At 46.1% G+C, this 26,957-nt stretch carries 22 protein-coding genes; 12 read left to right on the top strand and 10 right to left on the bottom strand.

Annotated elements, in window-relative coordinates; genetic code table 11:
• Positions 1-171 precede the first annotated feature (171 nt).
• The 5 genes from rnm (at position 172) to rluB (ending at position 4,256) form a co-directional block, all read left to right on the top strand.
• Entirely contained in the window at positions 172-1,029 is an 858-nt protein-coding gene (gene rnm, locus SSED_RS08725) for an RNase RNM (protein WP_012142034.1), read from the top strand.
• 202 nt (positions 1,030-1,231) lie between these two features.
• The gene (locus SSED_RS08730; protein WP_012142035.1) at positions 1,232-1,852 is read left to right on the top strand and encodes an L-threonylcarbamoyladenylate synthase; all 621 of its coding nucleotides are present in this window, start codon (positions 1,232-1,234) and stop codon (positions 1,850-1,852) included.
• 111 nt (positions 1,853-1,963) lie between these two features.
• Entirely contained in the window at positions 1,964-2,752 is a 789-nt protein-coding gene (locus tag SSED_RS08735) for a segregation and condensation protein A (protein WP_012142036.1), read from the top strand.
• Between the two features lie 18 nt (positions 2,753-2,770).
• A complete protein-coding gene (scpB, locus tag SSED_RS08740; RefSeq protein WP_041422058.1) occupies positions 2,771-3,397 on the top strand; it encodes an SMC-Scp complex subunit ScpB in 627 nt (208 codons plus the stop codon).
• Positions 3,390-4,256, top strand: coding sequence for a 23S rRNA pseudouridine(2605) synthase RluB (gene rluB / locus SSED_RS08745; protein WP_012142038.1), 867 nt, complete (start codon positions 3,390-3,392; stop codon positions 4,254-4,256). The genes scpB and rluB overlap by 8 nt, the downstream gene beginning before the upstream one ends.
• Before the next feature lie 247 nt (positions 4,257-4,503).
• On the opposite strand, the gene SSED_RS08750 is transcribed toward rluB, so the two are convergent.
• Positions 4,504-5,241, bottom strand: coding sequence for a YciK family oxidoreductase (locus SSED_RS08750; RefSeq protein ID WP_012142039.1), 738 nt, complete (start codon positions 5,239-5,241; stop codon positions 4,504-4,506).
• Positions 5,242-5,502: 261 nt separating this feature from the next.
• Between SSED_RS08750 and SSED_RS08755 the strand changes: the two genes are divergently transcribed.
• Positions 5,503-7,989 carry a VolA/Pla-1 family phospholipase gene (locus tag SSED_RS08755; protein ID WP_012142040.1) on the top strand — a complete coding sequence of 829 codons (2,487 nt, stop codon included), beginning with the start codon at positions 5,503-5,505 and terminating at the stop codon, positions 7,987-7,989.
• A gap of 402 nt (positions 7,990-8,391) precedes the next feature.
• A complete protein-coding gene (sohB, locus tag SSED_RS08760; RefSeq protein WP_012142041.1) occupies positions 8,392-9,423 on the top strand; it encodes a protease SohB in 1,032 nt (343 codons plus the stop codon).
• 103 nt (positions 9,424-9,526) lie between these two features.
• On the opposite strand, the gene SSED_RS08765 is transcribed toward sohB, so the two are convergent.
• Together SSED_RS08765 and SSED_RS08770 are read right to left on the bottom strand one after the other, a co-directional pair.
• Positions 9,527-10,645 carry a DUF481 domain-containing protein gene (locus SSED_RS08765; RefSeq protein WP_012142042.1) on the bottom strand — a complete coding sequence of 373 codons (1,119 nt, stop codon included), beginning with the start codon at positions 10,643-10,645 and terminating at the stop codon, positions 9,527-9,529.
• A gap of 103 nt (positions 10,646-10,748) precedes the next feature.
• Positions 10,749-11,345, bottom strand: a complete 597-nt coding sequence (locus SSED_RS08770; protein ID WP_012142043.1) for an arylesterase — start codon at positions 11,343-11,345, stop codon at positions 10,749-10,751.
• 16 nt (positions 11,346-11,361) lie between these two features.
• Here SSED_RS08770 and SSED_RS08775 point away from each other — a divergent pair, with 16 nt between their 5' ends.
• Both SSED_RS08775 and SSED_RS08780 read left to right on the top strand, forming a co-directional pair.
• Positions 11,362-12,114: an ABC transporter ATP-binding protein gene (locus SSED_RS08775; protein ID WP_012142044.1), complete on the top strand. Its 753-nt coding sequence runs from the start codon at positions 11,362-11,364 to the stop codon at positions 12,112-12,114.
• Positions 12,114-14,585, top strand: coding sequence for an ABC transporter permease (locus tag SSED_RS08780; protein ID WP_012142045.1), 2,472 nt, complete (start codon positions 12,114-12,116; stop codon positions 14,583-14,585). The genes SSED_RS08775 and SSED_RS08780 overlap by 1 nt, the downstream gene beginning before the upstream one ends.
• A 76-nt stretch (positions 14,586-14,661) precedes the next feature.
• On the opposite strand, the gene SSED_RS08785 is transcribed toward SSED_RS08780, so the two are convergent.
• Complete coding sequence (locus tag SSED_RS08785; RefSeq protein ID WP_012142046.1) at positions 14,662-15,585, bottom strand: TIGR01777 family oxidoreductase; 924 nt, start codon at positions 15,583-15,585, stop codon at positions 14,662-14,664.
• A 244-nt stretch (positions 15,586-15,829) separates the two neighbouring features.
• On the opposite strand from SSED_RS08785, the gene SSED_RS08790 reads away from it, so the two are divergent.
• Complete coding sequence (locus tag SSED_RS08790; protein WP_012142047.1) at positions 15,830-16,909, top strand: AI-2E family transporter; 1,080 nt, start codon at positions 15,830-15,832, stop codon at positions 16,907-16,909.
• Positions 16,910-16,952: 43 nt separating this feature from the next.
• Positions 16,953-17,861: a class I SAM-dependent methyltransferase gene (locus SSED_RS08795; protein WP_012142048.1), complete on the top strand. Its 909-nt coding sequence runs from the start codon at positions 16,953-16,955 to the stop codon at positions 17,859-17,861.
• Between the two features lie 152 nt (positions 17,862-18,013).
• Here the strand turns inward: SSED_RS08795 and SSED_RS08800 are convergent, their stop codons facing one another.
• The 4 genes from SSED_RS08800 to ackA form a co-directional block, all read right to left on the bottom strand.
• Complete coding sequence (locus SSED_RS08800; RefSeq protein WP_012142049.1) at positions 18,014-18,238, bottom strand: hypothetical protein; 225 nt, start codon at positions 18,236-18,238, stop codon at positions 18,014-18,016.
• A 573-nt stretch (positions 18,239-18,811) separates the two neighbouring features.
• Positions 18,812-19,243 (bottom strand): hypothetical protein, encoded by a 432-nt coding sequence (locus tag SSED_RS08810; protein WP_012142050.1) that lies wholly within the window; start codon positions 19,241-19,243, stop codon positions 18,812-18,814.
• 408 nt (positions 19,244-19,651) lie between these two features.
• A complete protein-coding gene (gene pta, locus SSED_RS08815; RefSeq protein ID WP_012142051.1) occupies positions 19,652-21,793 on the bottom strand; it encodes a phosphate acetyltransferase in 2,142 nt (713 codons plus the stop codon).
• A gap of 88 nt (positions 21,794-21,881) precedes the next feature.
• On the bottom strand, positions 21,882-23,081 hold the full coding sequence (ackA, locus tag SSED_RS08820) for an acetate kinase (RefSeq protein WP_012142052.1): 1,200 nt from the start codon (positions 23,079-23,081) through the stop codon (positions 21,882-21,884).
• Between the two features lie 194 nt (positions 23,082-23,275).
• Between ackA and yfbV the strand changes: the two genes are divergently transcribed.
• Entirely contained in the window at positions 23,276-23,719 is a 444-nt protein-coding gene (yfbV, locus tag SSED_RS08825) for a terminus macrodomain insulation protein YfbV (protein WP_012142053.1), read from the top strand.
• Positions 23,720-23,764: 45 nt separating this feature from the next.
• Here yfbV and pflA read toward each other — a convergent pair whose 3' ends face one another.
• Together pflA and pflB are read right to left on the bottom strand one after the other, a co-directional pair.
• Positions 23,765-24,505 carry a pyruvate formate lyase 1-activating protein gene (gene pflA, locus SSED_RS08830; protein WP_012142054.1) on the bottom strand — a complete coding sequence of 247 codons (741 nt, stop codon included), beginning with the start codon at positions 24,503-24,505 and terminating at the stop codon, positions 23,765-23,767.
• A gap of 93 nt (positions 24,506-24,598) precedes the next feature.
• The gene (gene pflB / locus SSED_RS08835; RefSeq protein ID WP_012142055.1) at positions 24,599-26,881 is read right to left on the bottom strand and encodes a formate C-acetyltransferase; all 2,283 of its coding nucleotides are present in this window, start codon (positions 26,879-26,881) and stop codon (positions 24,599-24,601) included.
• Positions 26,882-26,957: the final 76 nt, after the last annotated feature.

The following is a 26,957-nucleotide window of genomic DNA, read 5'->3' on the forward strand; positions in this document are numbered from 1 at the left end:
AGAGGAAATAGAATTTAACCCTCACCTATGTTTATTCTCCTATATATACCCAAACCACTTAAAAATGCTCGTTTCAGAGCTCCCTTAGGATAACTGAGTAAGGCAGTGATTGAGAGAATGGTTATTCCCTTGTTGATATCATATATCAATAAACTCAAGTAGAATAAGCCGATGACAGATGAAAATATATTGGCGGATCTTCACAGCCACACAACAGCGTCCGATGGACAACTGACTCCTTCTGAGTTAATCGAAAGAGCCATAGGTAATGGTGTCGAGATGTTTGCAATAACCGATCACGACACCACTGCTGGTTTAGCCGAGGCACATACTTATAACCAGCGCCATGAAACACCTCTGAAGTTAATCAATGGTGTTGAGATTTCAACCCGTTGGCATAACCATGATATCCATGTTGTGGGCCTTAATGTTGACCTTGAAGATATTCAGCTCGATGACTTTTTGACCAATCAGCGACATCTGCGTGAGCTAAGAGCGAAAGAGATTGGCGAGCGGCTTGGCAAAGCGGGCATTGAAGGTGCCTATGAAGGGGCCAAGGCCTTAGCGGGAGAAGCTGCATTGAGTCGGGGACATTATGCTCGTTGGTTAGCCGAACATGGTTATGCAACCAGTATGGCTAATGTGTTTAAGAAATATTTAGCCCGTGGAAAAACCGGGTATGTGCCCAATAATTGGTCGGATATGGCCACGGCTATTGAGGTCATTCACCGAGCCGGTGGTGTTGCTGTTCTGGCACACCCCAGTGGCTATAAACTCTCGGCTAAGTGGGTTAAACGCTTGGTTAGGGAGTTTAAAGAGGCGAGCGGTGATGCCATGGAAGTCGTGGTAAGTCAGCAGACGGTCGAAGATAGAAATAACCTGATTGCACTGAGTCTTAAAAATGAATTGTTCGCCTCTCTTGGGAGTGATTTCCATTTTCCCGGCAGCTGGACTGAGTTAGGGAAAAGTATGTTTCAACCTAAAGGTGTCAATTGGGTTTGGCAAATGGATAATTGGGTTAAAGCTTAATATTATTGAGTGTCATTGCAGTGATAAAGTTAGCTCATTTTATCTGACAACTTTATCTGACAACTTAGTGTGTTTAAGTGTTAGTAATGTGAAAATAAATAGCTGAAGGGGAGCCTGAACTTCTGTGAACAGGAGAGGTTTTCCGGCTAAATGCAGCTCTGTCGTGTAGAGCTTGCCAAATGGATAATTGGATGGAAGTGAGATGAGTCAGTTTTTTTACGTACATGAAGAGAACCCGCAGGCACGTTTAATCAATCAAGCGGTGAATGCCATTAAGAATGGTGGAGTCATTGTTTATCCTACGGACTCTGGCTATGCGCTGGGTTGTTTACTGGGTGAGAAGGATGCGATGGCCAGAATTGCGCGCATTCGTCAGATTGATAATGATCATAATTTTTCTTTGATGTGCCGTGACCAGTCTGAACTGGCGACCTATGCCAGAGTCGATAATCAGGCCTATCGTGTGTTGAAACATAATACCCCGGGTCCATATACGTTTATTTTTAAGGCGAGTAAGGAAGTGCCTAAGCGCTTGCAAAATCCCAAGAAGAAAACCATTGGGATCCGGGTTCCGGACAATGTTATAGCACTCGCGCTACTGGAGGCGTTAGACGCCCCTCTGATGTCGACCAGTCTAATTTTGCCCGGGGAAGAGTTTACCGAATCAGATCCTGAACATATACGCGATATTTTAGAGCATCAAGTGGATGTGATCATTCATGGTGGTTATTTAGGTGAGAAGCCCACCACAGTTATCGATATGTCCGAGGGGGATATTGAGGTGCTGCGTGAAGGGGCTGGCGATGTGACTCCCTTTATATAAGGCTGTGCATTACTTGCCTAACAAGGTATAATCGCGCGCTTTCTCGGACTTGGGCCATAGCGCCAAATCCGGGTTAGCCCATATGAATTATTGATACGCTGAGGACAGTGGATGCGGGGGACTCAAAAAAGTTTACCCTTGGCTATTGTCAGAGGTGAGCCGGTAAAGCAATTTCCGGCGGATCTATTTATACCGCCTGAGGCGCTTGAAGTTTTTCTTGAGTCTTTCGAAGGCCCCTTAGATCTTCTCTTATATCTGATCCGTAAACAGAAGCTCGATGTGGTTGAACTGCCTATCTGGCCTGTGACCGAACAATATTTGGAATATATTAATCTTCTTCAGGGCAGCAGGGTCGAACTGGCTGCCGATTACTTGGTGATGGCTGCAACCTTAGCCGAGATTAAATCTCGATTATTGTTACCAAGGCCGGTATTAGAAGATGAGGATGAAGAAGATCCCCGGGCTCAGTTGATACGTCAGCTTAAGGCCTATGAAGTCATCAAGGAAGCGCAGGAGCGATTGGATGAGCTCCCTCGTCTCGAGAGAGATGTGTTTCAGGCTAAAGCGACACCTGCAGATAATATCAAACCGATATTACTGCCACCCCAAGTGTCTTTGACCGATATTGCCCGAGCTTTTGGCTCGGTACTGAAACGGATTGAAGCGACAGAGCATCACCATGTGAAGCGTGAGGTGTTGTCTACGCGAGAGCGGATGAGTCAGATATTAGCCATGCTCGATGGTGAGGAGTACCTCCCGTTTGAAGCATTGTTTGATGTCAGTGAAGGGCGAAGTGGTGTCGTTGTAAGTTTTTTGGCTTTGATGGAGCTGATTAAAGAGCTTTTAGTCGATTTAAGGCAGAATGAGCCATTTTCAACCATATATGTTAAGGCGTATTGATTGAGTCAGAAGAAACAGCTGCAGATAAATCCTGATCAGCTTAAACAACTTATTGAGGCGAGCCTATTTGTTATGGGTAAATCGGTCTCGATTAAAAGTTTGAAAGAGACGGTTTTAGTCAACTTTAATGTATCAAGAGCTAAGATTAAATTGGCCATTGAAGAGTTGCAGCAAGACTACCAAGGTAGAGGAATTGAGTTGATGAGCGTCGCGGGGGGATATCGATTTCAGTCGATTGAGTCCCTGAGTCCTTTTCTTCAACCATTATGGCAGGAAAAAGCGCCTAAATACTCGCGTGCCACATTGGAAACCTTGGCAGTGATAGCCTATCGTCAACCGGTGACACGTGGCGATATAGAGTTTGTTCGTGGTGTGGCGGTGAGTAGTCATACCATAAAAAGTTTAGCCGATAGGCAATGGATAAGAATGGTGGGACATAAAGAGGTGCCGGGAAGGCCCGCTCTTTATGCGACTACGACAGAATTTTTAGCCTACTTTGGCTTAGATACCATAGCGGATTTACCCCCGCTGACGGATACTGAGTCATTAGCGGCCCTATTTTCTGATGTGAATTCTCTTGAGAAACCACAAGAAGAGATTGGGCCTGAAAATACACAAAACATAGAAGAGTCTACTAATGAGTGAAAAATTGCAGAAAGTCTTGGCCCGTGCAGGCCATGGCTCCCGTCGTGAGATGGAGGCATGGATTGCTGCAGGCCGAATTAGTATAGATGGTGAAATAGCCAGCCTTGGTGACAGAATTGAAGCCGATGCGAAAATTCGTATTGATGGCCGTGCTATCTCAATTAAGTCCGAAGAGGATATCGTTTGCCGAGTGATTGCTTATCATAAACCGGAAGGTGAGATCTGTAGTCGTAAAGACCCTGAAGGTCGTCCAACGGTTTTCGATCGCCTGCCTAAAACCCGTGATTCACGTTGGGTTGCAGTGGGTCGATTGGATATCAATACTTCTGGATTATTGCTGTTTACCTCAGACGGTGAGTTGGCTAACCGTTTGATGCACCCATCGAATGAAGTTGAGCGTGAATATGCTGTGCGTACGTTCGGTGACGTGAGCGATGCCTGTATTCAGCATTTGCGTACCGGCGTTACCCTTGAAGATGGCCCTGCAAACTTTGATAAAGTCAAAGCTGCCGGCGGTGAGGGGATGAACAAGTGGTGGCACGTGACGCTTTCTGAAGGACGTAATCGCGAAGTTCGTCGTCTATGGGAATCTCAGGAAGTACAAGTCAGTCGTCTTATCCGTATCCGCTATGGCAGTATCGAGTTGCCAAAATCACTGCCTCGTGGTGGTTGGATTGAGTTGGAGCTTGAACAGGTCAACTACCTAAGAAAAACGGCTGGACTAGATATCGAAAACCGCACTATGTTAGGCACAGATAAGCACAGTGTTGCTCGCTCTAAAGTGAAGAGTGCTAAGATTAAACGTGCAGTACATAAGCATAAAGCAACTGGGGGCAAGAACACTCGTCAACGCACTTAAGCTAAGTACGACGCGTTTTTGCTCTACCGATGAAAGGCCGCTAATGCGGCTTTTTTTGTACCTGTTTATCAGAACAGCAGTTTGGTTTCGCCATGCCACCTTATTGATGACTGGTAATGGATAACCAGGCTAGATGAAGGGTAATGCCCTGAACAGATAATTAGTACAGGGCTTATATTTATGGGTATAACTGCTTAAGAAAGCGGTCTGGGTAAATTTATATCAGAGGTTTCACCCTCTAAGCACTTTATTGTGCGTTAAGCTGCTGTCCGTTGACGCCAACAGAGTCATTGCCCATCAGATACAGGTAGGTGGCCATTATCTCTGCCGCAGTTTTCAGCGTTTGTGGGTTTTCGGCGGGATAAGCATTGGCGCGCATCGCTGTACGTGTCGCACCGGGATTAATACTGTTGACCCGAATATTAGAACCCTCATATTCATGGGCAATGGATTGCATCATGCCTTCGGTAGCAAATTTAGAGATGGCGTACTCGCCCCAGAACGCTCGGCCCTGTCTGCCCACACCACTGGAGGTAAATACCAGCGATGCTTGCGGCGCCTTTTTCATCACTGGCAGCAGTGCTTTAGTCATCATGATCTCGGCGATGACATTGACTTGCATGACTTCGTTTACCGAGTCCATAGAGATATGCTCGAATGGTCCCAATACACCTAACATGCTCGCGTTATGCAGCAAGCCGTCCAGATGACCAAATTGCTCTTCGATAGTTTCGGCCATATCCAGATAATTTTGCTCGGTTGCGCCCTTCAGGTCCAAGGGCACTATCGCCGGTTTCGGGTAACCCGCCTGCTCAATCTCATCGTATACCGCTTCGAGCTTCTTAACTGTCTTACCCAGAAGAATGACCGTGGCTCCATGCTCAGCAAAACTTAACGCAGCGGCGCGCCCTATGCCATCACCCGCGCCTGTAACGAGTATCGTTTTGTTAATAAGTAGATCTTTTGCAGCTTGATATTCCAACATGAGTCAATATTTCCTATCGACGGAAAAGCCCGTCACCTCTAGAGTCACTGATGTGATGAACACTTGTTTAAAACAAATGATTAATTATTGTTCGCCTATTCGTTAGTCGAATGTGACAAAATTGTAGCTAACTCAATATTTTTACGTTAACTTTAGCTTAGGTAAGGACTTAGAAAAGTCCTCTTTGGTCATACATTTCGACTATTGTGACCAATTTTTTGCTGAAAATAAAATTATTACAACAAGATTTGGGGAAAAAAGATGAAAAGACTCCTTTTGGGTGTTGCTATTGCATCTGCGCTTGGGCTTACAGGATGTAGTGAAGATAGTGTCGACGAACTCACGGATAAGGTTGAGCCTCTGATCCCTGAGTCTCATATTTTATTTAATCCTGATCCTGCTGTTGGTGACGTTCCCTTGCCAAACGATCTCCTCTTTAGTGGCACACTCGATGGCACCATTAACATTCCGGGTGAACAAGCCGATGGGTCGAGTGATTATACCGATCCCTCTATGGCGCTTGGCGCACTCGATGGCTGGTCTACCACGGCGCCTATCTCAATTAACGTCGACCCGGCAACCGATCATGACGGCACTGTCCTATCCTTAGATGTTGCCTCGGTATTCCAACCCGGTGCGGTAAGAGTGTTTGAGGCTACTGTCGGTGGCCCGCTATCGATGGATCCTGAGTGTAAAACCGCTCCTTCGGTATCCGCATGTAAAGTCGGTGCAGAACTTCAATTCGGCGTCGATTTTGTCTCTAAGGGCTCTGGAAATACGATTGCGATAGTGCCGCTTAAGCCACTCAAATCTAATCAGTCATATATCTATGCGACGACCGATCTGATACAAGACTCCGAAGGTCGTAGCATCGCGCCATCGGGCACATATTTACTACTTAAGTTAGATATCGAGACTAAACCCCTCGAAACACCCGATCAGCTAATGTTACAAACATTAGTGAACAGCTACGAGAAGGGAATGTCGGCCGCTCACGGTGTGGATTCTGTGACGATCAGTTACTCTGGCCTGTTTACCACTCAGTCGGTTGCTGATGTCTATGAGACCTCAAAATTACTTATGGTCGATCCGACACCGGGTAATCCGTTTGCCCCCTCTATTACCGTTCCGGTTCAGCATCCTCTGGGGATCACAGTGGCTCAAGCCGCCGGTTTGACTCCCGCCGATGGCGCCGCCTATGTAGTATCGAGTTTAGCCGATGTCTATACCGCCCAGGCGACCTTGCCTACTTACGGTACGTGTAATTCTGTTATGTGCTCCGGCATAAGCGGTTACTGGAAAGCCCTTGGCGATAGTCCTGTTTCTGTATTGCTCGCACTTGAGTCGGGTACCATGAGTCAACAGACCTATGGCGCTCAAGCGATGGCTTACGGAATAGACCCGGCGGAAGGTATCGCTAATCCGGCGCTTCTGGCCGGTAAGACCTGGTTACTCGATGACGGTACCGCGGCTGATAAGGCTAAACACCTCACTAAGTTTAACCCTATCCCACAGCCTACCGGCAGTGAGACTGTACCTGTTTTGATCTCTATTCCTAATGCCGAGCGCCTTGCAGATTTCTATGCCGCTCAAGGTTTGCCATTTACGCCTCCCGTCGCGGGCTGGCCAACAAACCTTGCCATGCATGGACTAGGTAGTGGTAAAGAAACGGCTTTAGCCTACGCGGGAACTTATGCTGCAATGGGGGTTGCGACAATCGCAATCGATATGCCTCTGCATGGCGCACGTTCATTCGATGCTAACGGTGACGGAGTATATGAGGTTTCTGCATCGGATCCCTCTTATGGCGCCGTGATAGGTAACCCTGATGCGTTTAAGTATGGAAACCCGTTAGTCTTTATCAATATCGAGAGCACCTTGAGTGTGCGTGATAATTTCCGTCAGGCAACTCTTGATCATCTGGCCTTGAGAGCGTCATTAACCGGTCTTGCTGGTGGGCTCGCTCAGGCTCAGATGCCTCAGATATTTGACATCACTAAAATGAGCGCACAGGGCTTGAGCCTCGCCGGTATCGTAGGTACTAATTTTGCTACTTACGCCAGTTCCGGTCTGACTCACCCGGATTCCGGTGCCGATCTGAGCTATGTCTACAAGCTTAATGCAGTATCGCTTGTGGCACCGACAGGCGGATTTGCCGGCACCTTTATCGGCTCCGCAACCTTCGGTCCTATGCTGTTTGAAAGTGTGACGGCCAGTGATACGTTCCAGGCATTAGTCGAAGAGGCAAATACAGAAGGATATGAGCCAGGTACACCTGAGTACGCCGCGCTTGTGCAGGCGGTTTATGCCGAGTTTTTACCGACCTTTGCCTTCGCCGTACAGACGGCTGTCGACAGTGCGGATCCGATTAACCATGCAGCCGTGTTGAAAGCGACCGAGTTGCCTATCCACTTAATCGAAGTGGTGGGTGATGGCGATCAGAACCTGCCGGACCAGGTATTGCCAAATAGCGTCGAAGGTTTCCCGACTGCGGGTACCGAGCCCTTGATTGCTAACCTTGGTCTTGAGTGTATCGATACGACAACCGCGGGTTCGGGAGCCGTTCGTTTCACTAAGGGTCATCACAGCTCGATTATCAGCCCCGAAGGACCTGAAGGTTCGGCGGCCGCAACAGTTGAGATGCAACAACAGGTAGCCACGTTTGCCTCAACAGCTGGCATGGGAGATGCGACCATATTGGTTCAAGATAAAGATGTGATTCAGCCCTGCGCCGTTCCGGCCGGCTAATTTCACTTAACTTATTGAACGATATAAAAACCCGGCAGTAGCCGGGTTTTTTTGCTTATACCAATCGGTATAAGAAAGTGATCTACTCAGAGTTTTTTTGGCAAACTAATTCAAGGCGAATGGATGAGGGAATGGTGATCCCTTCTGAAGTTATTCAACGCAGAAGTAGGCAGCCAAAAACACTCCTAAAAGGCGAGTTTTAGCGCATCCGATGCCGTGTTAACGAGCTTAAACGTAGAATAACTATGCTCTTCACTCGTTGCCTTGCCTCAGAAGCGCTAAATTCTCGCTGAGCGATCACACCTTTATACCGATTGGTATTAATTTGTTATTAAGGTTAGGGCTGTTAGAATAGCCGTAATTTTTTGATTGAAACAAAAATGTATTAAGCCGGAGCATATTTTGGAATTTTTGTACGAATATGGATTGTTTTTCGCTAAGGCGATCACTGTTGTCTTGTCGATTATTGCCGTTGTGATTGTTGTGTTGGCGTCAGCCGTTAAACAAAAGAGCGAAAAGGGCGAGCTTAGAATGACGAATGTCTCTGAGGAGCTCAAGACACTCAAGCACGATCTTAAAGAGGAGTTGCTGAGTAAAAAGCAATTTAAAGCCTATGAGAAGCAACTCAAGGCTGAAGAGAAAGCGAAAGAGAAGGCACAAAAGAATCAAAAAGAGGAGGTGATCGAGCCTCGCGTGTTTGTTGTCGATTTTAAAGGCAGCATCGATGCCAGTGAAGTTGCATCGCTGCGAGAAGAGATCAGCGCTATTATCGCCATTGCAGAGTCTGGTGATGAAGTCATCGTCAATGTAGAGAGTGGCGGTGGCATGGTTCACGGTTATGGCTTAGCGTCGAGTCAGCTCGATCGTCTTCGCCAAGCTAAACTGCCATTGACTATCTGTGTCGATAAGGTCGCAGCCAGTGGCGGTTATATGATGGCGTGTGTGGCGAATAAAATCTATGCGGCCCCATTTGCCATTGTGGGCTCTATCGGGGTCGTTGCTCAGGTACCTAACTTTAATCGTCTGATGAAAAAGCATGATATCGATTATGAGCAGCATACCGCCGGTGACTTTAAGCGTACATTAACCCTTTTTGGTGAGAATACGGACGAAGGTCGTGCCAAGTTCCAGGAGGAGCTTGAGGAGACTCACAAGTTATTTAAATCTTTTATTGCTCAATACCGCCCTGAGCTCGATCTGGGTAAGGTCGCCACCGGCGAACATTGGTATGGTCAGCAGGCGATAGACCTAGGCCTTATTGATGAGATTGCAACGAGTGATGATGTGGTGATGAAGCTGGCATTAGAGCGAACCGTGATTAAAGTCCGCTACCAATTGAAGAAAAATTTTGCCGATAAGATCGCCCATGGTGCATCGTTATCATTCAATGCCATCTTCAACAAAATGGCAGAGAAAAATCAGTCATTGAATTGATTCAACATGATTAGTATTTCAAAGCCTGCATCTTGCAGGCTTTTTTGTATCAGTTTGGGACCCAATTTAAAAAACGCTTTTAAGTCTCACGGCTTTAGCGTCGTCAGATATCGATACCGAAGCCTACGATGAATTGATAATCGTTTTGTATAGGTACAGTGCCACTAGAGTCGGCTTGAGGCTTGTTGGTGTGATCCCAGACCAGAGAGAGATCGAGATCAAACATATCGGTTAACTCGATGGAAAAGCCTGCAAGTGCGTGGTGGGTATATCCACCTGACTTCTCATTACCGTATTGAACTCTATACAAGGTATTGAAATCGATATCATCGGTTATTTCAGTATCAAATGCCGTTTCCACCACTAACGCGCCACTGCCATCGTCTTCGCTTTCATCGATGGCGACATTATCGAACTTGGTAAAAGTATATGCAGGACCACCTGAAATACTCCAGTTTGATTTTGGTGTGTCCACAATGTCGTAACCCAGACCGAAGCCGAGTGTGGTCTTGTATTGAATATTTTTTATCGGATCAAGGTATATTTCGGCAAATACCGGGCGCAGGTAGAATTGCTTGGAGAGGTACCAGTCGAAATAGGCGTTCAGACGATGATTGTTGATATTATTCAGACCCTCAGATTTTGAGTAGTTGCCTAAGTAATCGAGGTTAAAGCGTGATTCGGTTGTACGGCGATGTGCATTGCCGATTGTACTAAAATCGACCTGTTCGGTATTTCCCGAACGAAGGTTAGCACCGAGAGATATCTTACTCGACCAGTAGTTTGATTCGGTTTGAATACCTGAGATGAGTGTCATCACTCTGTTGCGATCAAACTCTTCCCCATCGATATAGACCTTACCATTTTGAAGTCGCAAGAGGCCTGTTTTGGTACTTAGATCTGTAAAGCCTACACTAATAAGGTCATGACTTTGCAGTACCTTAACGTCTTCCCAGTCGATAAAAACAGTATCTAGCTCATCACTTTCAAATTCTAACTTATCGTCATAAAGGTTTTTAATTTCCCCCTTAAGCAGTTCGAAGGATGTGAGCTGGAGCCAGTCGAAGGATGAGTCGGCGGGAGGAAGAAGTTGGGCCGGAGCAAGCCTGTCAGAAACGGGAGCCTCGGCAATATGAGTCTGCGCCTGGGCTGTAAACATTATGGCCAGACTTAGTCCTAAGGTCATATTAGATAATATGGTCTTTTTTGCCTTATTATTCATGAGTCCTTTTCCGGAATGTTCATCATTCAAATCTTGTTGCCAATATTTTATCTATAACTCTTTATAAAGCAAATGGATAGTGTTTTCGGCAAAGTGTTTTGACCTAAAGCGCATTTTTGACCCATGGAAGGATAAACTCTGCGATATCGCCTTGAGCCTCAGCATTTGGGTGTATGCCATCTCGTTGCATCAATTCCGGTTTTGTTGCTATCTGAGTCATGAAAAAAGGCAGTAGGGTGATCTCATGTTCGTTCGCCAGATCTTTATACACCTGTGAGAACATTGAAGCGTATCTGGGGCCATAGTTTGGTGGGACCATAATCTCAGAGAGGAGCACTTCGACATCTTTAGCCTGAGAGAGAGTAATTATTTTTGTAAGATTTTCTTTCAGTTGCTGAGGAGTAAAACCACGCAATCCGTCATTCCCACCCAGCTCAATTAATATTAACTCGGGCTTGGCAGACTCAAGCAGAGCGGGCAGTCTACGCAATCCGCCCGCGGTTGTTTCACCGCTGACCGAGCCATTTATTATCTCATGTTCGGGGAGTTTAGCTCTTAAAAGGTTCACCCAGCCCTTATCTTCATCGACACCATAACTTGCACTAAGGCTATCACCTAGGATTAATATAGGGGCAGCAGATAATTGAGTGCAAAAGAAAACAGTCGCCAGGGTAAACAGGCCCAGAGCAGATTTAAGCATGGAAGAGAAGGGTTTTATGTCAGAAGTCAGTGCTATCACAGTAAACAATCTCGTTAAGTCAGTGGCTACCCAAGAGGGAGAACTTACTATCCTCAACGGCATTAATATGGATGTCAAGCAGGGGCAAAGTATTGCGATACTCGGGCCATCAGGTTCGGGCAAGTCGACCTTGCTTGGATTACTCGCCGCCCTGGACTCTCCGACCAGTGGAGAGATCATACTCGACGGTGTTGCTTTACAGTCTTTGGATGAGGAGAAGAAGGCGGCTTTAAGAAAGCAGAAGGTCAGCTTTATTTTTCAGTCTTTCATGTTGGTCGATACTCTCAATGCGTTGGAAAACGTGATGCTTCCTGCTGAGCTTGCAGGTATCCATCAGGCAAAAGAGAAAGCCGAGGCCATGTTAGAAAGAGTCGGATTAAGCCATCGACTCACACATTTCCCTAATCAACTGTCGGGTGGTGAACAGCAAAGAGTCGCCATTGCCAGAGCCTTTATATGCGAGCCTAAGGTATTATTTGCCGATGAGCCGACCGGAAATTTAGATGCGGTAAATAGTGAAAAGGTCGCTGACATGCTGTTCGAGCTAAACAGAGAGAGTGAGACAACTTTAGTGTTAGTCACCCATGATCTGATATTAGCCAAGCGATGCCAGCGTCAGCTGTTAATGGATACCGGCGTGATAACCGAATCTGAAGGTGAGCCTAATAAGGACAAGACTTTATCGAACAATCCGGCACAGAGTCATCTGGCCAGTGTGGAGGCGAGCTAATGGAGATAAGCTTAGCCTGGAGGTTATTTAAGCGGGAACTACTGCAAGGACAGCTACTATTAATCGTTTTAGCCATCACATTAGCCGTGTTATCCGTAACCGGCTTAGCCAGAGTCAGCGAAAGGTTACAGATTGCCATTAATGGGCAGGCCTCAAAGTTTATCGCTGCGGACAGGATCATTAACTCTCCGGTTGAGATTGATGAGTCATTTATCGCAAAAGCAGAGGAGTTGGGGCTAGCACATGTATCGAGCATGCAGTTTAACTCCATGGTGTTTGCAGAGGATAAGTTTCAGCTCGTAACAGTAAGGGCCGTGGGAGAGGGGTATCCGCTCAAAGGCAAAATTGAGCTTAATTCTGATTCAGTGACTCACTCAGGCGATCAGACTGGTCTACCCGGTTCCGGTCAGTTGTGGTTTGAAACCCGTCTGGGCGGATTACTGGCTTATCCCGAATCACTGGAGCTGGGCAATAAGCAGTTTACGCTCAGTGAGGAGATATCCCGCTTACCCGACGCAGGTTTTAACCCGTTTGCCTCGTCACCGGTCGTGCTTATCAGGCTGGAAGACGTTGTAGCTACCGGGGTTATACAGCCTGGAAGCAGGGTGACATATTTGGCTCAATTTTCTGGCGATGCGTCTCAATTAAAGCAGTTTGAGTCTTATATCAAGCCAAAATTGACCTCCAGTCAACGTTGGGTCGATGTACAATCCGGTGAATCTCCCATCGCCGATGCGGTGAAACGCGCCGAGCGATTTTTGCTATTGGCAAGTTTGTTAGGTATAGCATTGGCTTGTGCCGCCATTGGTATTGCGGCACAGCGCTATTGTCATCGCCACTATGATGTCGTGGCCATGTTGAAAACCTTTGGAGCATCGGCCAGACAGATCCGCGTTTTGTTCGGTACGCACCTGCTGTTAGTTACCCTGTTTGGCGTAATTCTGGGCCTGATGGGGGGATTTGCACTGGATGCCCTTATTACCTCCTTCCTCCCCGAAGAGATAGCGGCTTACTCACCGCCCTATATTCGTCCTATATTGTTAGGACTGGCGACAGGTTTTATCAGTGCGTTTATGTTTTCAGCTTACCCACTGATGCGCCTGCTCTCTATCCCTCCATTACGGGTATTGCAACGACAACTTGAGGGGTTACAGCTGGGAATGTGGTTGCACTTGCTTCTTAGCCTTGGTGCTATGGCTCTGTTAGGCTATCTTTACTCCAAAAGCCTTCCATTGACCCTGACTGTGGTTGCAGGAGTGCTCTTGCTGGGCGTGTTACTCAGTATTTTGGGTTTCCTGATGATCCGTATGGGTCACAGTATCGGGATGAAAACGACTAATCCGCTGCAATTGGCACTAGCCGGGCTTCGCCGCCGTGCTAAACAAAATGCGGTTCAACTCGTCGGCTTCAGTAGTGCACTCGTCTTGCTGTTGACTATTCTGGCTTTAAGACAGGATCTACTCAGTGAATGGCAAAATCAGTTACCCGAGAATGCACCTAATTACTTCTTAGTAAATATCTCTCCCGATGAAGAGGCAGCGTTGGGAGATTATCTGAAAGCCAATACGGTTAAGACTACGGATATCTATCCCGTCGTCAGGGGACGCTTAACCGAGATCAATGGTGAGAAACTGATCTCGGCTGAACAGGAAAAAGCCGGCGCCAAAGGGAGGTTAGGGATCTCTCGTGAATTAAACCTAACCTGGCGAGACTCCTTGCCACCCAATAATGAGATCCTCGAGGGTGAGTTCAATCTAAATGAGAGCGATGTTTCGGTTGAGTCAGGTGTTGCCGAACGCTTAGGTATCAAGATTGGCGATAGTTTGACTTACGTTATCGATAACCAAAGGTTAGTCGTGAATGTGGGGAGTTTGCGAGCGGTTCATTGGGAGACACTGCAGCCCAATTTTTTCATGATTTTTACTCATGCTTCCCTGGCGTCATTTTCTCATACCTCGATGGCAAGCTTTCATCTGGAAGAGAATAAACAGGGGATAATACTGGATATTATTAAGCAGTTCCCCACGGTCTCTATTATCGATGTCGGTACTATGATTAAACAGCTCAGGCAGATCGTAGATCAGGTTTCTTTGTCACTGACGCTGGTATTAGTGCTAGTGGTACTGGCCAGTAGTTTGGTCATGATAGCCCAAACTGAGGCAGGAATGGCCACCAGGCAGAGGGAGCTTGCCGTGCTGAGAACCTTTGGCGCATCGGGTTGGCTACTGAGAATGGCCACGGGGCTGGAGTTTGCGTTACTGGGAACCGTTGCTGGTTTTCTGGCGGTGATCGTTGCCGAGTTTACACTCTACCTGCTTAAGACTCAGGTGTTTGAGTTGAATGTCTATATGCATTGGCCTTGGTGGGGAATAGCGCCTGTGTGTGGCGCATTGACCGTTGCCTTATTAGGCGTCTGGCGTTGCAGGCAACTGCTTAGCAAATCCTGTGCAGATTTGCTAAAAGCCGTGTAAGATCATTGCATTAACTGTATGCTGTGTTGATAAGGAGGCTGTCTCATTGAGACAGCCTTTTTTGTGGAGTGGATAGTTATTTACCGGCGAATATCTGGGTAAAAGCATCGGTTAATCTTGCGTATTTAAAGGTGAAGCCATCATCCAGAGCGCGTTTAGGAATAACATACTGGCCCTGAGTCAGTAACTCTGCCATCTCGCCCAGTGCGAGATTGAGCACAAAGGATGGCATAGGAATTATTGCCGGTCGGGATAAGGCTGCCCCCAGGCTGGTCGAGAAATCCTTGTTGCTAACCGGGTTGGGGGAGGTGGCGTTATAGACGCCACTACATTCACCATGCTCCAGCAGATAGATAAATAGCGAGATAAGGTCTTGCTGGTGGATCCAACTCATCCCTTGCTCGCCTGAGGCGATAGGGCCGCCTAAGCCCAGCTTAAATGCCGGTAACATCTTTGGCAGCGCTCCTCCATTTAAACCAAGCACTAAACCTATTGCGACAATGCAGACCCGCGTATTATCGGATTGTGCGTTTAAGGCTGAACTCTCCCATTTCCGGCAAACGGTTTGAGTAAATTCAAGATCATTGCTCTGGGATGATTTGGGATCGTCAAAATAGCTCTCATCGATGGGAATTGGGCCCTGTTGGCCGTAACGTCCGATAGCAGAGGCGCTGATGAAGACCCAAGGCGGGGTTTGACTCCGGGCTATAAGCTCAGATAAACGAGCGGTGATATTCCATCGACTATCACAGATCAGCTGTTTTTGTTCAATGCTCCACCGTTTACCCGCTATGGGTTCACCGGCTAAATTAATCACAGCATCAAACTCATCCAGAGAAGATAAACTATCGAGGGATGCCAGATATTGATGTTGGCTACCTAACTTCTCTCTGGCCCGGGCCGGGTGCCTTGAAAGCAGGCTTAGCTGGTGCTTACTTTCTAATGCTCTGACGAGTTGATGGCCGATAAAACCACTTGCTCCGGTAATTAAAATATTCATAGTATGCCCAGATAGTTAAAAGGTGGATCTAGTACAATTATGACTCAAAAAGCTGATGAAAACTGAAGTTGTTCAAGCATTGTAGGCTCGAGCGGATCAAAATGGCTCATTTTTTGATTCAATATGACGCTATTTCAACTAATTTGATGTTTATTTACGTTATCATGCGATAATTTAGAGTCTCAGGTTATTCGTTGCTACAGAACCTATCAATATATTAGTTCATCAAGAAGGATTTTATAAAATGCCGAGAATTGATACCCAGTCTGTTGCCTATAAGGGATTTGCGATCATGGCTTTCATTGTCGTGATTTTGGCCGGGATAAAAGCGGCGAGTCCTATAGTGGTGCCATTTGTGTTATCTGCCTTCATTGCCGTGATCTGTAATCCGATGATTGGCGGTCTCACCAGATTGAAAGTGCCAAGAGCATTAGCGGTCCTGTTAATGATGGTGTTTATTGTGATGATGGGGCTCTGGCTGGCACAAATTGTCGGTAGCTCCATCAATGAATTTTCAACCCAACTTCCCCATTATCGGGATCAACTCGTTGAGCAGTTTGGTTGGATCACCGGAAAGCTACGTACTTTTAATATCATCATTACCAAAGAGCAGATTTTAGCCTATTTCGATCCAGGCATTGCGCTATCCATGACAACCAACATGTTATCCGGCGTCGGCAGTGTGATGGCAAATCTGTTTTTAATTATTCTTACCGTCGTATTTATGTTGTTTGAGTCAGAAACCTTGCCCAAGAAATTGCACTTTGCGCTTGATGATCCGGACATGAGAATGCAACAAATTGACCGGTTCCTGCATTCAGTTAATCAATATATGGTGATTAAAACCTTAGTCAGTTTAGCGACCGGCGTTATTATCGGCACAGGTTTAGCCATTATTGGTGTAGATTATGCGCTTTTATGGGGGGTGGTCGCCTTCCTGTTTAACTATATTCCAAATATTGGCTCCATTATTGCTGCGATCCCCTCTGTCATGTTGGCATTTATTCAATTAGGCCCTGCCGCCGCTGGCGGAACCGCACTGCTCTATCTAGGTACCAATACGGTTATGGGCAACGTGGTAGAGCCAAAATATATGGGGAAAGGCTTAGGTCTTTCGACACTGGTTGTATTTCTGTCATTGATTTTTTGGGGTTGGTTACTCGGCTCTGTTGGCATGCTGTTGTCGGTTCCGCTGACTATGATCGTGAAAATTGCGCTTGAGTCCAGTAAGGGCGGAAGCTGGCTGGCGATACTGTTGGCCGATGATGTGGACGAGGTGAAGCCGCCCTCTCAAGATGATAAAGACAGTCCCGAGGCCGTGTAACGACCTATTATGTATCTCTTTTTTTAGTATCAAAGTGAGTTAAATGCAGTTATTTTTTGATGAAGTGAGTAAAGTGGCGTTTGGCGAAGAGGCCAATCGTCTTTTCCATGGCCGTGGCGGGCTCTACACCGGAGCCGAACATTTGTGCCTAGACTGGTTCCCCCCCGTATTACTGCTGACCAGTTTCAAGCCTCTGGAAGCCGATGAGTTAGCATTGTCGGTAGATACCATCAAGCAACGTTGGCAGGCACTCAGAGGTGAAGAGGCGCTTAACCTTGTCTATCAATATCGAAGCGGTGGGCAGACTCATACTGAGCTTGTGGCAGGTAGCGTACCCGAGAAGCATAAGGTTAAAGAAAACGGTGCTGAATTTTATATCCACCTGTTGAGAGGCCAAAATCATGGCCTGTTTCTCGATATGAAAAATGGTCGACAGTGGGTGAGGGAGCATTCGCAGAATAAGAAGGTGCTTAATCTCTTCTCCTATACTTGTGGATTTTCTGTTGCTGCGTTGCAAGGCGGTGCCGACAGCGTCGTTAATATCGATATGAGCAAGGGGGCTCTGTCGATAGGAAAGCAGAACCATCTATTAAACGATTTTCCGGCGGGCGCTCGCTTTTTTGGCCATGATATTTTTAAGTCATGGGGCAAGCTGACTAAACTCGGACCCTACGAGATGATTATTGCCGATCCACCGAGTAATCAAAAGGGCAGCTTTGTTGCGACCAAAGATTACTCTCGACTACTGAAGCGTGCACCTGAGTTATTGACCTCCGACGGGGAGATACTCTTATGCCTTAATGCTCCCGAGTTAAGCATCGAGTATCTGAAGCTGCAAGTGGAAGAGTTCAGCCCCACATTAGTGTTCGTAGAGCAGCTGGAAAACCCTGCCATATTTGCAGACATCGACAGGAATAAGGCGCTCAAAGTCCTTAGGTATAAGTTAGCTTAAACCTCTTTATTCTTGTTTTATACCGATTGGTATTATGCTCATCGGTAAAAGAGAGTGATATCGCCTGCAATTTTAAATGCAGGCGATTTTCGTTTTAAGGTTAATGGCGTTATTGGTAAGCCAAGATAAAACGAGAGCTACTTTCGTCGGTGTTAGTAGTTGAGCCGCTCATCCATAAGTGATTGCCCATGTGACTCTATGATGTTCTCAATTTTACCTTTATCGATATTTCTCAGAGAGGATATTTCGGTGAAGAGTCTATCTTGCACATCTATGGGCATATTCATCATGTCCATAAACATGTAGATGTTCAGGGTGTCCCCCTGATTGAACAGATCTGTCAGCCTCTGGGCCTCAAATTCTACAAGTGTATTCATTGTCAGTACCTCCAATTTCATGCCTAGCAATAAAACGTCTTTTTGATAGGTATCTTTAATTCTTAGCAGTTTAAATGGTGAAAGCTAGATCTTTTGGATGTTAAAAAAACTGTTTTTAGTCCGCAATCACATAAAAAACTGAAAGACTTTCAGTTTTGGTGGCTGTTATTGCTTGTTTTGATGTGATTTAGGACCTTTCTACGAACTAAACTGAAAGTTTTGTGTAACTCCTGCGGAATGCCTGATATAATTTGTTTCAAGAAGTTGGTGGAATGTCTATCTCTTCCTACTCAGGAAAGTGTCATCGAAGAAATGACATGCCTCAGACCCTACAAAAGTAATTCGGAGTTGTTATGGAAATTCAAGAATACGAAGGCGCATATTATCAAGTACAAGATGAAGTGATTGAATCTTTGCCTCTGGAAATGGATGAAGACGCGTTTTTGGATTAAGGATTAATCCATCAATTCAAGAGTTAGTTCGGCCTCGGCTGAGATAAAAATAGCAACCTTAGGTTGCTATTTTTTTTGAGCTATCGGCTATGACTCTTTTTGGGGAGATGAGCTTATGCCGTTAATGTAGGTTACCTTTTTCAGGCAAGATCTCGATAATCTCCCACTTAGTGCCTTTCTTGTGGAGTCTGATGGTTCTATCGTCTATCCAAGGCTCTCCTCCCTTCAAACCTTGCATCTTGACGATAACGGTGACGTCATCAGTAAACTTTCTGAAAAAATCGATGTCAATCTCTTCGATCTCCATCTGAACTTCAGTCATGGACAGGTTAAGGACATGGCGCTGAACAGATGCAGCAATATGATAATGGGCTAACACTTTCTTCATTGGGTCATCGACAAACTGAAGTGCTTTGTTGACATCACGATCGACGTAGATAGCATTAAAAAAACCGAGAGAGACATCTTCCGGAGTTCGTTTTGACTCGCTATTTGAAGAGTCAGGGCTACAGCCGAAAAGAAAGGTTAAGCAGAGTAGGGCGATTATTCTCATAGGTCTATTAAAGGATGTGTTTGAGCCAGTATCGCTATTGTTATTTGAATTGGCAAGTAAGCTTTAACGTAAAAAAACATTTTAAAGCTTGACCCGGCTCGGTAAATAAGGCATATCTGAATGAATAACTTTTAACGGTTATCCACAAAATCTGTGGACAACTATGTTGAAGACTAGATGCATAACTTTTAATCTATTGATTTTAAAGGGTTTAACTGCCTGGTTAAAAAATGACGCATTCATCTGTTTGAATGTTTTATTCAGTATTTGTACAGCTTCAAGTTATTTTAGCGTAAAAAAAAGCCTGTCAATGACAGGCTTTTTTATGTCTGGAACATTTATGTCTATTTCCCTGGGAAGGGATGAAATAGACGTTGTGTCTGGCTCTCAGACAATAAAGAGTGACCTTTATTTCTGTTGAGATGCCTGAATGGCTGTGAGTGCGATGGTATAGACAATATCATCGACCAGGGCACCACGAGAGAGGTCATTGACCGGTTTACGCATACCTTGAAGCATTGGGCCAATACTTATAAGGTCAGCGCTTCGTTGAACCGCTTTGTACGTCGTATTACCCGTATTCAAGTCTGGGAATACAAATACCGTTGCTTGACCCGCTACAGGGCTGTTAGGCGCTTTAGACTGAGCCACGTTTGGCATGACTGCTGCGTCATATTGTAGCGGTCCATCGATAATAAGATCCGGACGCTTCTCTTTGGCTATACGAGTCGCTTCACGTACCTTATCAACATCCGATCCCGTACCCGAACTACCGGTAGAGTAGCTGATCATCGCAACTCTTGGCTCGATACCGAAGGCTGCAGCAGACTCGGCTGATTGAATAGCGATGTCTGCCAACTGTTCAGCGTTTGGATCCGGGTTAATCGCACAATCACCATAAACAAGCACTTGATCTGGCATCAACATAAAGAAGATTGATGAGACTAAGCTTGAGCCCGGTGCCGTTTTAATTAATTGCAGTGGAGGGCGAATAGTATGAGCTGTAGTGTTAACCGCACCCGATACAATGCCATCGACTTCACTTTGCGCCAGCATCATAGTGCCCAGCACCATGTTGTCTTCCAGCTGCTCACGTGCAACGACTTCAGTCAGCCCTTTATGGCGACGCAGTTCAAGCATTGGCTCGACATAACGTTCGCGCGCCGATAATGGGTCGATGATCTCAACGCCTTCACCCAACACAACGCCTTGGCGTACGGCAATGCGCTCAATCTCTTCGCGATTACCAAGTAACACACACTTAGCGATACCACGATCGGAACAGATACTGGCCGCTTCGATGGTACGTGGATCGGCACCTTCAGGTAATACAACCGTTTTACGGGCTTCACGTGCCAATTCAGTCAGTTTGTATCTGAATGCTGGTGGTGATAAACGGTGTTCACGAGGTGAGTTCTTAGTGACCGTAGCAATCCAGTTTTGGTCAATATGGCTGGCAACGTACTCCTGAACCTCTTCGATACGTACGGCATCATCGACTGGTACTTCATGGTCGAAACGTTGGATATTAAGCGACGTTTGCCATGTGTTGGTATCGATTAAGAATACAGGCAGACCCGTTTCGAAGGCTTGTTCACACAGAGCCATGATCTCAGGCTCTGGCTCATAACTACCCGTCAGCAATAGTGCGCCAACCTTAACGCCGTTCATGGCGGCAAGACAGGCTGATACGATGACATCGGAACGGTCGCCAGAGGTCACGAGCAGTGAATCAGTCTTAATATGAGTGACCATATTTGGAATGCTTCGGGCACAGAAAGTCACTTTACGCAGGCGACGCGTGTTCATTTCGCCGGCGTTGATGAGTTTAGCACTCAAGTGCTTAGCCAGATCGGATGCACGTGGTGCAACAAGATCTAAATTATATGGCACGCTACCTAAGATACGAAGTGAGCTCTTTCCTGGAAGTTGGAACATACTCGCTGCATCTGGACGCTGTATATCTGCATGGTCAAATACTTCAGATAGATCCGGACGTGCGCGACCTTCGTTATCTACCGGTGCACCAATCTTATTTACAATCGCGCCAATAATACGTTTGTTCTTGCTTCCGCCCCATGAATTATGAGCAATTTCAAGACGGTTCATTAGTGCTGTTGCACTTTCATTACCAGGTGTTGCGACAAAAATGATATCCGCATCGAGTGCCTTGGCAATGGCGTAGTTTATCTCGCTCGAGAATGGGTGGTTTCTGGTTTGAACCAGTCCCTCTACGACAAGCGTCTCGCTTTCATCTGCATATTCGGTGACACGAGCAATGATCTGCTCCATCAGGGTATCAGTTTGATCGCCACGAATTAAGCTTTCCGCATGCGCCATCTCAAATGGTTCAAGTGGGTTAACTGTGGGTGACTTACTTAAGATCGTGGTTGAGCGCTCTGGCCCAGTATCATGTGGACGTTGCTGTGCAATAGGCTTGAAAAAACGAACTTTAACGCCGTGATGTTCAAAAGCACGAACGAGTCCCAAACTGATAGAAGTTAGACCGACACCCGTGCCGATAGGAATTAACATAATGTTGCGAGACATAAAAACCTCTTTGTGACGCTTTGAAGGCGTAGTTTTGATACGCCTAACTGTTTGCTGCCGACCATTGTGTTGATGGCCGGCATATACTTTACTTGCTTAGAAGGCTCATCGCGTCTTCTGCGATAACCCACTCTTCGTTGGTTGGGATAACCAGAGCAATTGGGCCATTGTCTGTGGTAATTTGACCTTGCTTACCAAAACGTGCCGCCTTGTTACGCTCGTCATCAACTTCAAAGTTAAAGATTTCAAGTAGGTTAAGCACCTTAGCTCGAATTAGATCTGAGTTCTCACCAATGCCGCCGGTGAATACCAGGGCATCTAACTTACCTAATGGCACAGTATAAGAAGCGATGTATTTAGCCAGACGGTAGCAGAAGATCTCCAGTGCTAATGTTGCACCCTTATGGCCATTCTGATAACCCTCTTCGATGCCACGACAATCGTTGGTCAGTTCTGAAATACCTAATAGACCACTTTGTTTGTTCATCAGGTTATTAACTTCATCTAAGGTGTAACCCAGACGGCTGACCAAATGATGAATGATCGATGGGTCGATATCACCACAACGTGTACCCATAACCAAACCTTCCAGTGGTGTCATACCCATAGAGGTATCGACACTCTTTCCGCCTTTGATCGCAGTAACCGAAGCACCGTTGCCTAAGTGAGCGCAGATAATATTAGTGTCTGCGATATCCTTACCGATAGCTTTAGCCGCTTCACGGCTAACGAACAAGTGACTCGTACCGTGCATGCCATAACGACGAATAGCATTTTCACGGTAAAGTTTGTAAGGAAGAGCATAGATAAAGGCTTTTTCCGGCATGGTTTGATGGAACGCAGTATCAAACACGGCGACCTGTGGAAGCTCAGGGAAAGAAGCTTGAGATGCACGAATACCGATAAGGTGAGCTGGGTTATGAAGTGGCGCCAAGGCTGCACAATCTTCGATGCCTTGAACAACTGATTCATCGATGATTACAGACTGAGTGAACTTCTCTCCACCGTGGACAATTCGATGTCCGATAGCATGGATTTGCTCAGCAATTTGTGGGTGATCACCCAAAATATTGTTAACGATATATTCGACAGCTTCACGGTGAGCGGTGAATGCACCTAAGCTCGCTTCCTGTTTCTTGCCATCGACTTTCCATTTGATACGAGAGTCTTCAAGACCGAAGCATTCGGCGAGACCCGAGATCTGGTCATCACCTGTAAGGGCGTCGATAATCGCAAATTTTAATGACGAGCTACCGCAGTTAAGTACCAATACCAGTTTGTTTGACATGTTTAAACCTTTTGCAAAGTAGTGAGCTTAAAGCCACTGAACAACAATGACTTCATTGACAATTATTGTCGAAGTCGCTAGATATGCTCTGATAACAGAGCCGGGAACTACTCACTAAGCAACTACAAGCCCTTGGGGCTCTATTGCAGCTTGTGCTATGGTAAAAGCAGTATCCCAATAAATTAGGTGTAAAATTGAGCATTAAAGTTTTCAAAACTCTGGGCGAAGGTCATCGATATATGAAGACTTGGCCTATGGTCAGACAACTTAGTTTCTATTTTCCTGAGTATCGCGTCATTCGCGCTACCCAGATAGCCGTACCCTTGATGCCACTTTTTGCTCTGTTGGCCGCATCGAGTCAGCTCTATATTCATGGTTGGGCTTTCTTGCCCCAAGCTATTACTATCGCGCTATTTTTTATCAGCCTGCCAATTCAAGGTTTGCTCTGGCTTGGCTGGCGTGCTCGCCATCCTCTGCCGTTAACCCTGCTCGATTGGTGCGATCAGCTGACGACTAAACTAACGAGTATGGGGATCCATTGTCGTCCCCTGGGGCCGAGAGCTTGTTATCTCGACATGGCGTTAATTTTAAAGTCTGCTTTCGAACGTTTAGATGAACATTATTGGGAAGAACTTTAGTTATTATAGTTGGTGATCTTTCGACAACATTTTTATCTAAAACATTTAGTAAATGGCGTTGATGCCTGCATCGATAAATACTTGTTTAATCTGTTCCATCGTTTCACTGCTGGGAGGAGATATGTTGTTAAGCTCATACTCTTCACCCATAGCTTCCCATTTGTGTTTTCCGAGTTCGTGGTAGGGTAGAAGCTCTACTTTTTCAACGTTTTTCATCGGCTTGATAAACTCGGCTAACCTTTTTGCCGATGGAATATCATCGGTAAAGCCGCCAACAACGACATAACGCACCCAAGTTTTTTGTTGTCGTTTACTTAGATATTCTGCGAATTGCAGAGTGCGGTGATTGCTGACCTTAGTAAGGTCGATATGTCTTTTATCGTCAATATGTTTGATGTCGAGTAACACAAGATCTGTGTTATCGAGAAGTTCATCGATTACTGGGGTATGCTTTCTGACAAAGCCGTTAGTATCGAGACAGGTATGGATACCCTCTTTCTTACAGGCTTTAAAAAGAGCGGAGACAAATTCAGCTTGCAGTATGGCTTCACCGCCACTGGCTGTGACGCCGCCACCACTGGCTTCGAGAAATGGTCGATAGCTGATAATCTGTGTCATCAACTCATCTACTTCAATTTCACGGCCACCGTGAAGGTCCCATGTATCTCTATTGTGACAGTACTGACAACGCATCAAACATCCCTGCATAAAAGTGATAAACCTTATGCCTGGACCATCTACGGTACCAAAGGATTCCAGAGAGTGGATCCGACCTTTTACTGTCATTGTGATTCCTTCTTTATAAATTGGGCTGTACTAAATTACCGTACAGCCCACATCACGCTTATAATCTACCGTTCATCTATAAAGATGTCGGGATTACATACCTTGAGTAAAGGTACGAGTGATAACGTCTTGCTGCTGCTCAGGAGTCAATGCATTAAAGCGAACTGCATAGCCTGATACTCGAATGGTAAGCTGTGGGTATTTATCTGGATTAACCACTGCATCTTCAAGCATTTCACGGTTCATAACGTTAACGTTCAGGTGTTGACCACCTTCGCGGCTGTCATTATGAGCGAAGTAACCGTCCATCAGAGCTGCTAAGTTAGCGCGACGTCCGTCTTCATCTTTACCTAACGCATTTGGTACGATAGAGAAAGTATATGAGATACCATCCTGAGCGTGAGCAAATGGCAGTTTAGCAACAGAAGTTAATGAAGCTACCGCACCTTTCTCGTCACGACCATGCATAGGGTTTGCGCCCGGAGCAAATGGTGCGCCCGCTGGACGACCGTCTGGAGTCGTACCTGTTTTCTTACCGTACACAACGTTAGAAGTGATGGTAAGAATTGACTGAGTAGGGATCGCGTTACGGTACATCTTCATGCTACGGATCTTAGCCATAAAGCGCTCTACAAGCTCAGTAGCTAAGTCATCGACGCGTGCGTCGTTGTTACCAAACTTAGGATAGTCACCTTCGATGTCGAAATCGACAGCGATGCCGTGCTCATCACGGATTGGCTTAACCTTCGCAAACTTGATTGCAGAAAGTGAATCGGCAGCGATAGAAAGACCGGCAATACCACACGCCATAGTGCGACGAACGTCACGGTCATGAAGTGCCATTAGAGCTGCTTCATAAGAGTATTTGTCGTGCATGTAGTGGATAGAGTTAAGCGCAGTCACATATTGTGTCGCTAACCAATCCATCATGGTGTCGAGGCGACCCATAACGTCATCAAAGTCTAAAACTTCAGATGTGATGGCATCGAACTTAGGACCGATCTGAGTCTTAAGTTTTTCATCCAAGCCGCCGTTGATGGCGTAAAGCATCGTTTTTGCGAGGTTAGCTCGAGCCCCGAAGAACTGCATGTGCTGACCTACAATCATAGGGCTAACACAACATGCGATTGCATAGTCATCTGACGCGAAATCAGGACGCATCAAATCATCATTTTCATACTGGATTGAGCTAGTGTCGATAGAGACCTTTGCACAGTACTTTTTGAAAGGTAATGGTAGCTTCTCTGACCACAATACAGTGATGTTTGGCTCTGGACTCGCACCCATGTTGTATAGAGTGTGCAAGAAACGGAAGCTCGACTTAGTAACCAGAGTACGTCCGTCAACACCCATACCGGCGATAGATTCAGTTGCCCAGATTGGATCACCAGAGAATAACTCATCGTATTCAGGAGTACGTAGGAAACGAACCATACGTAGCTTCATCACGAAATGGTCAACCATCTCTTGAGCTTGTTCTTCAGTTAGTGTGCCATTTTTAAGGTCACGTTCGATGAAGACATCGAGGAAACTTGAAGTACGACCAAGAGACATGGCTGCGCCATTTTGGCTCTTAACTGCGGCTAAATAACCGAAGTAAGTCCACTGAATCGCTTCTTGTGCGTTAGTTGCAGGCTTAGAGATGTCGAAACCATAGCTGGCTGCCATCTGCTTCATCTGACCTAGTGCACGATGTTGCTCTGCAATCTCTTCACGAAGCTGCATAGTTGAAGACAAGTCTTCACCGGCTTCGAAGCCAGCCTGAAGTGAGCCAAACTGAGCAAACTTATCGGCCATCAGGTAATCGATACCATAAAGGGCGATACGACGGTAATCACCGATGATACGACCACGGCCATAAGCATCAGGCAAACCAGTTAAGACACCAGACTTACGACAACGCATGATTTCAGGTGTGTAGATATCGAATACACCTTGGTTATGAGTCTTACGTAGCTCTGAATAGACGTACTTAACATCTGAGTCCAGTTCACGGCCGTAGGCTTTACAAGAACCTTCAACCATACGGATGCCGCCATTTGGAAGCATGGCACGCTTTAGTGGAGCTTCGGTTTGTAAGCCGACGATAGTTTCAAGCTCTTGCTCGATGTAACCCGCTTCGTGTGATGTAATTGTTGATACTTTCTTAGTATCGAAATCAACAGGAGCGTGAGTGCTGTTTTCCTGTTTGATCCCAACCATCACTTTATCCCAAAGTTGGGTGGTCGCTGGAGTTGCTTCGGCCAGGAATGCTTCATCACCCTCATATGGAGTGTAGTTGGCTTGAATAAAGTCACGAACGTTGACTTCAGTTTTCCAATCGCCAGAAGCGAAACCTGCCCATGCGTTGGCAAACTGTTCAGTTTTTTCGGTCATCGTACAAATACCTTCTCGTTGAGATAGAGGTTATTGGTTATCGACTTTAAGCTTTGAAAGCAAGGGTAGCGATATA

It is taken from the genome of Shewanella sediminis HAW-EB3 (genome assembly GCF_000018025.1).
Lineage (GTDB): Bacteria > Pseudomonadota > Gammaproteobacteria > Enterobacterales > Shewanellaceae > Shewanella > Shewanella sediminis.

Excerpts from the sequence above, each read along its gene's own strand:
- SSED_RS08810 (WP_012142050.1), bottom strand. The coding sequence starts at position 19,243 with ATGAGAATAATCGCCCTACTCTGCTTAACCTTTCTTTTCGGCTGTAGC.
- SSED_RS08775 (WP_012142044.1), top strand. The coding sequence starts at position 11,362 with ATGTCAGAAGTCAGTGCTATCACAGTAAACAATCTCGTTAAGTCAGTG.
- pflB (WP_012142055.1), bottom strand. The coding sequence starts at position 26,881 with ATGACCGAAAAAACTGAACAGTTTGCCAACGCATGGGCAGGTTTCGCT.
- SSED_RS08730 (WP_012142035.1), top strand. The coding sequence starts at position 1,232 with ATGAGTCAGTTTTTTTACGTACATGAAGAGAACCCGCAGGCACGTTTA.
- rnm (WP_012142034.1), top strand. The coding sequence starts at position 172 with ATGACAGATGAAAATATATTGGCGGATCTTCACAGCCACACAACAGCG.
- SSED_RS08755 (WP_012142040.1), top strand. The coding sequence starts at position 5,503 with ATGAAAAGACTCCTTTTGGGTGTTGCTATTGCATCTGCGCTTGGGCTT.
- rluB (WP_012142038.1), top strand. The coding sequence starts at position 3,390 with ATGAGTGAAAAATTGCAGAAAGTCTTGGCCCGTGCAGGCCATGGCTCC.
- ackA (WP_012142052.1), bottom strand. The coding sequence starts at position 23,081 with ATGTCAAACAAACTGGTATTGGTACTTAACTGCGGTAGCTCGTCATTA.
- SSED_RS08785 (WP_012142046.1), bottom strand. The coding sequence starts at position 15,585 with ATGAATATTTTAATTACCGGAGCAAGTGGTTTTATCGGCCATCAACTC.
- SSED_RS08790 (WP_012142047.1), top strand. The coding sequence starts at position 15,830 with ATGCCGAGAATTGATACCCAGTCTGTTGCCTATAAGGGATTTGCGATC.
- pta (WP_012142051.1), bottom strand. The coding sequence starts at position 21,793 with ATGTCTCGCAACATTATGTTAATTCCTATCGGCACGGGTGTCGGTCTA.
- SSED_RS08750 (WP_012142039.1), bottom strand. The coding sequence starts at position 5,241 with ATGTTGGAATATCAAGCTGCAAAAGATCTACTTATTAACAAAACGATA.
- SSED_RS08800 (WP_012142049.1), bottom strand. The coding sequence starts at position 18,238 with ATGAATACACTTGTAGAATTTGAGGCCCAGAGGCTGACAGATCTGTTC.
- SSED_RS08780 (WP_012142045.1), top strand. The coding sequence starts at position 12,114 with ATGGAGATAAGCTTAGCCTGGAGGTTATTTAAGCGGGAACTACTGCAA.
- SSED_RS08770 (WP_012142043.1), bottom strand. The coding sequence starts at position 11,345 with ATGCTTAAATCTGCTCTGGGCCTGTTTACCCTGGCGACTGTTTTCTTT.
- SSED_RS08735 (WP_012142036.1), top strand. The coding sequence starts at position 1,964 with ATGCGGGGGACTCAAAAAAGTTTACCCTTGGCTATTGTCAGAGGTGAG.
- SSED_RS08795 (WP_012142048.1), top strand. The coding sequence starts at position 16,953 with ATGCAGTTATTTTTTGATGAAGTGAGTAAAGTGGCGTTTGGCGAAGAG.
- SSED_RS08765 (WP_012142042.1), bottom strand. The coding sequence starts at position 10,645 with ATGAATAATAAGGCAAAAAAGACCATATTATCTAATATGACCTTAGGA.
- pflA (WP_012142054.1), bottom strand. The coding sequence starts at position 24,505 with ATGACAGTAAAAGGTCGGATCCACTCTCTGGAATCCTTTGGTACCGTA.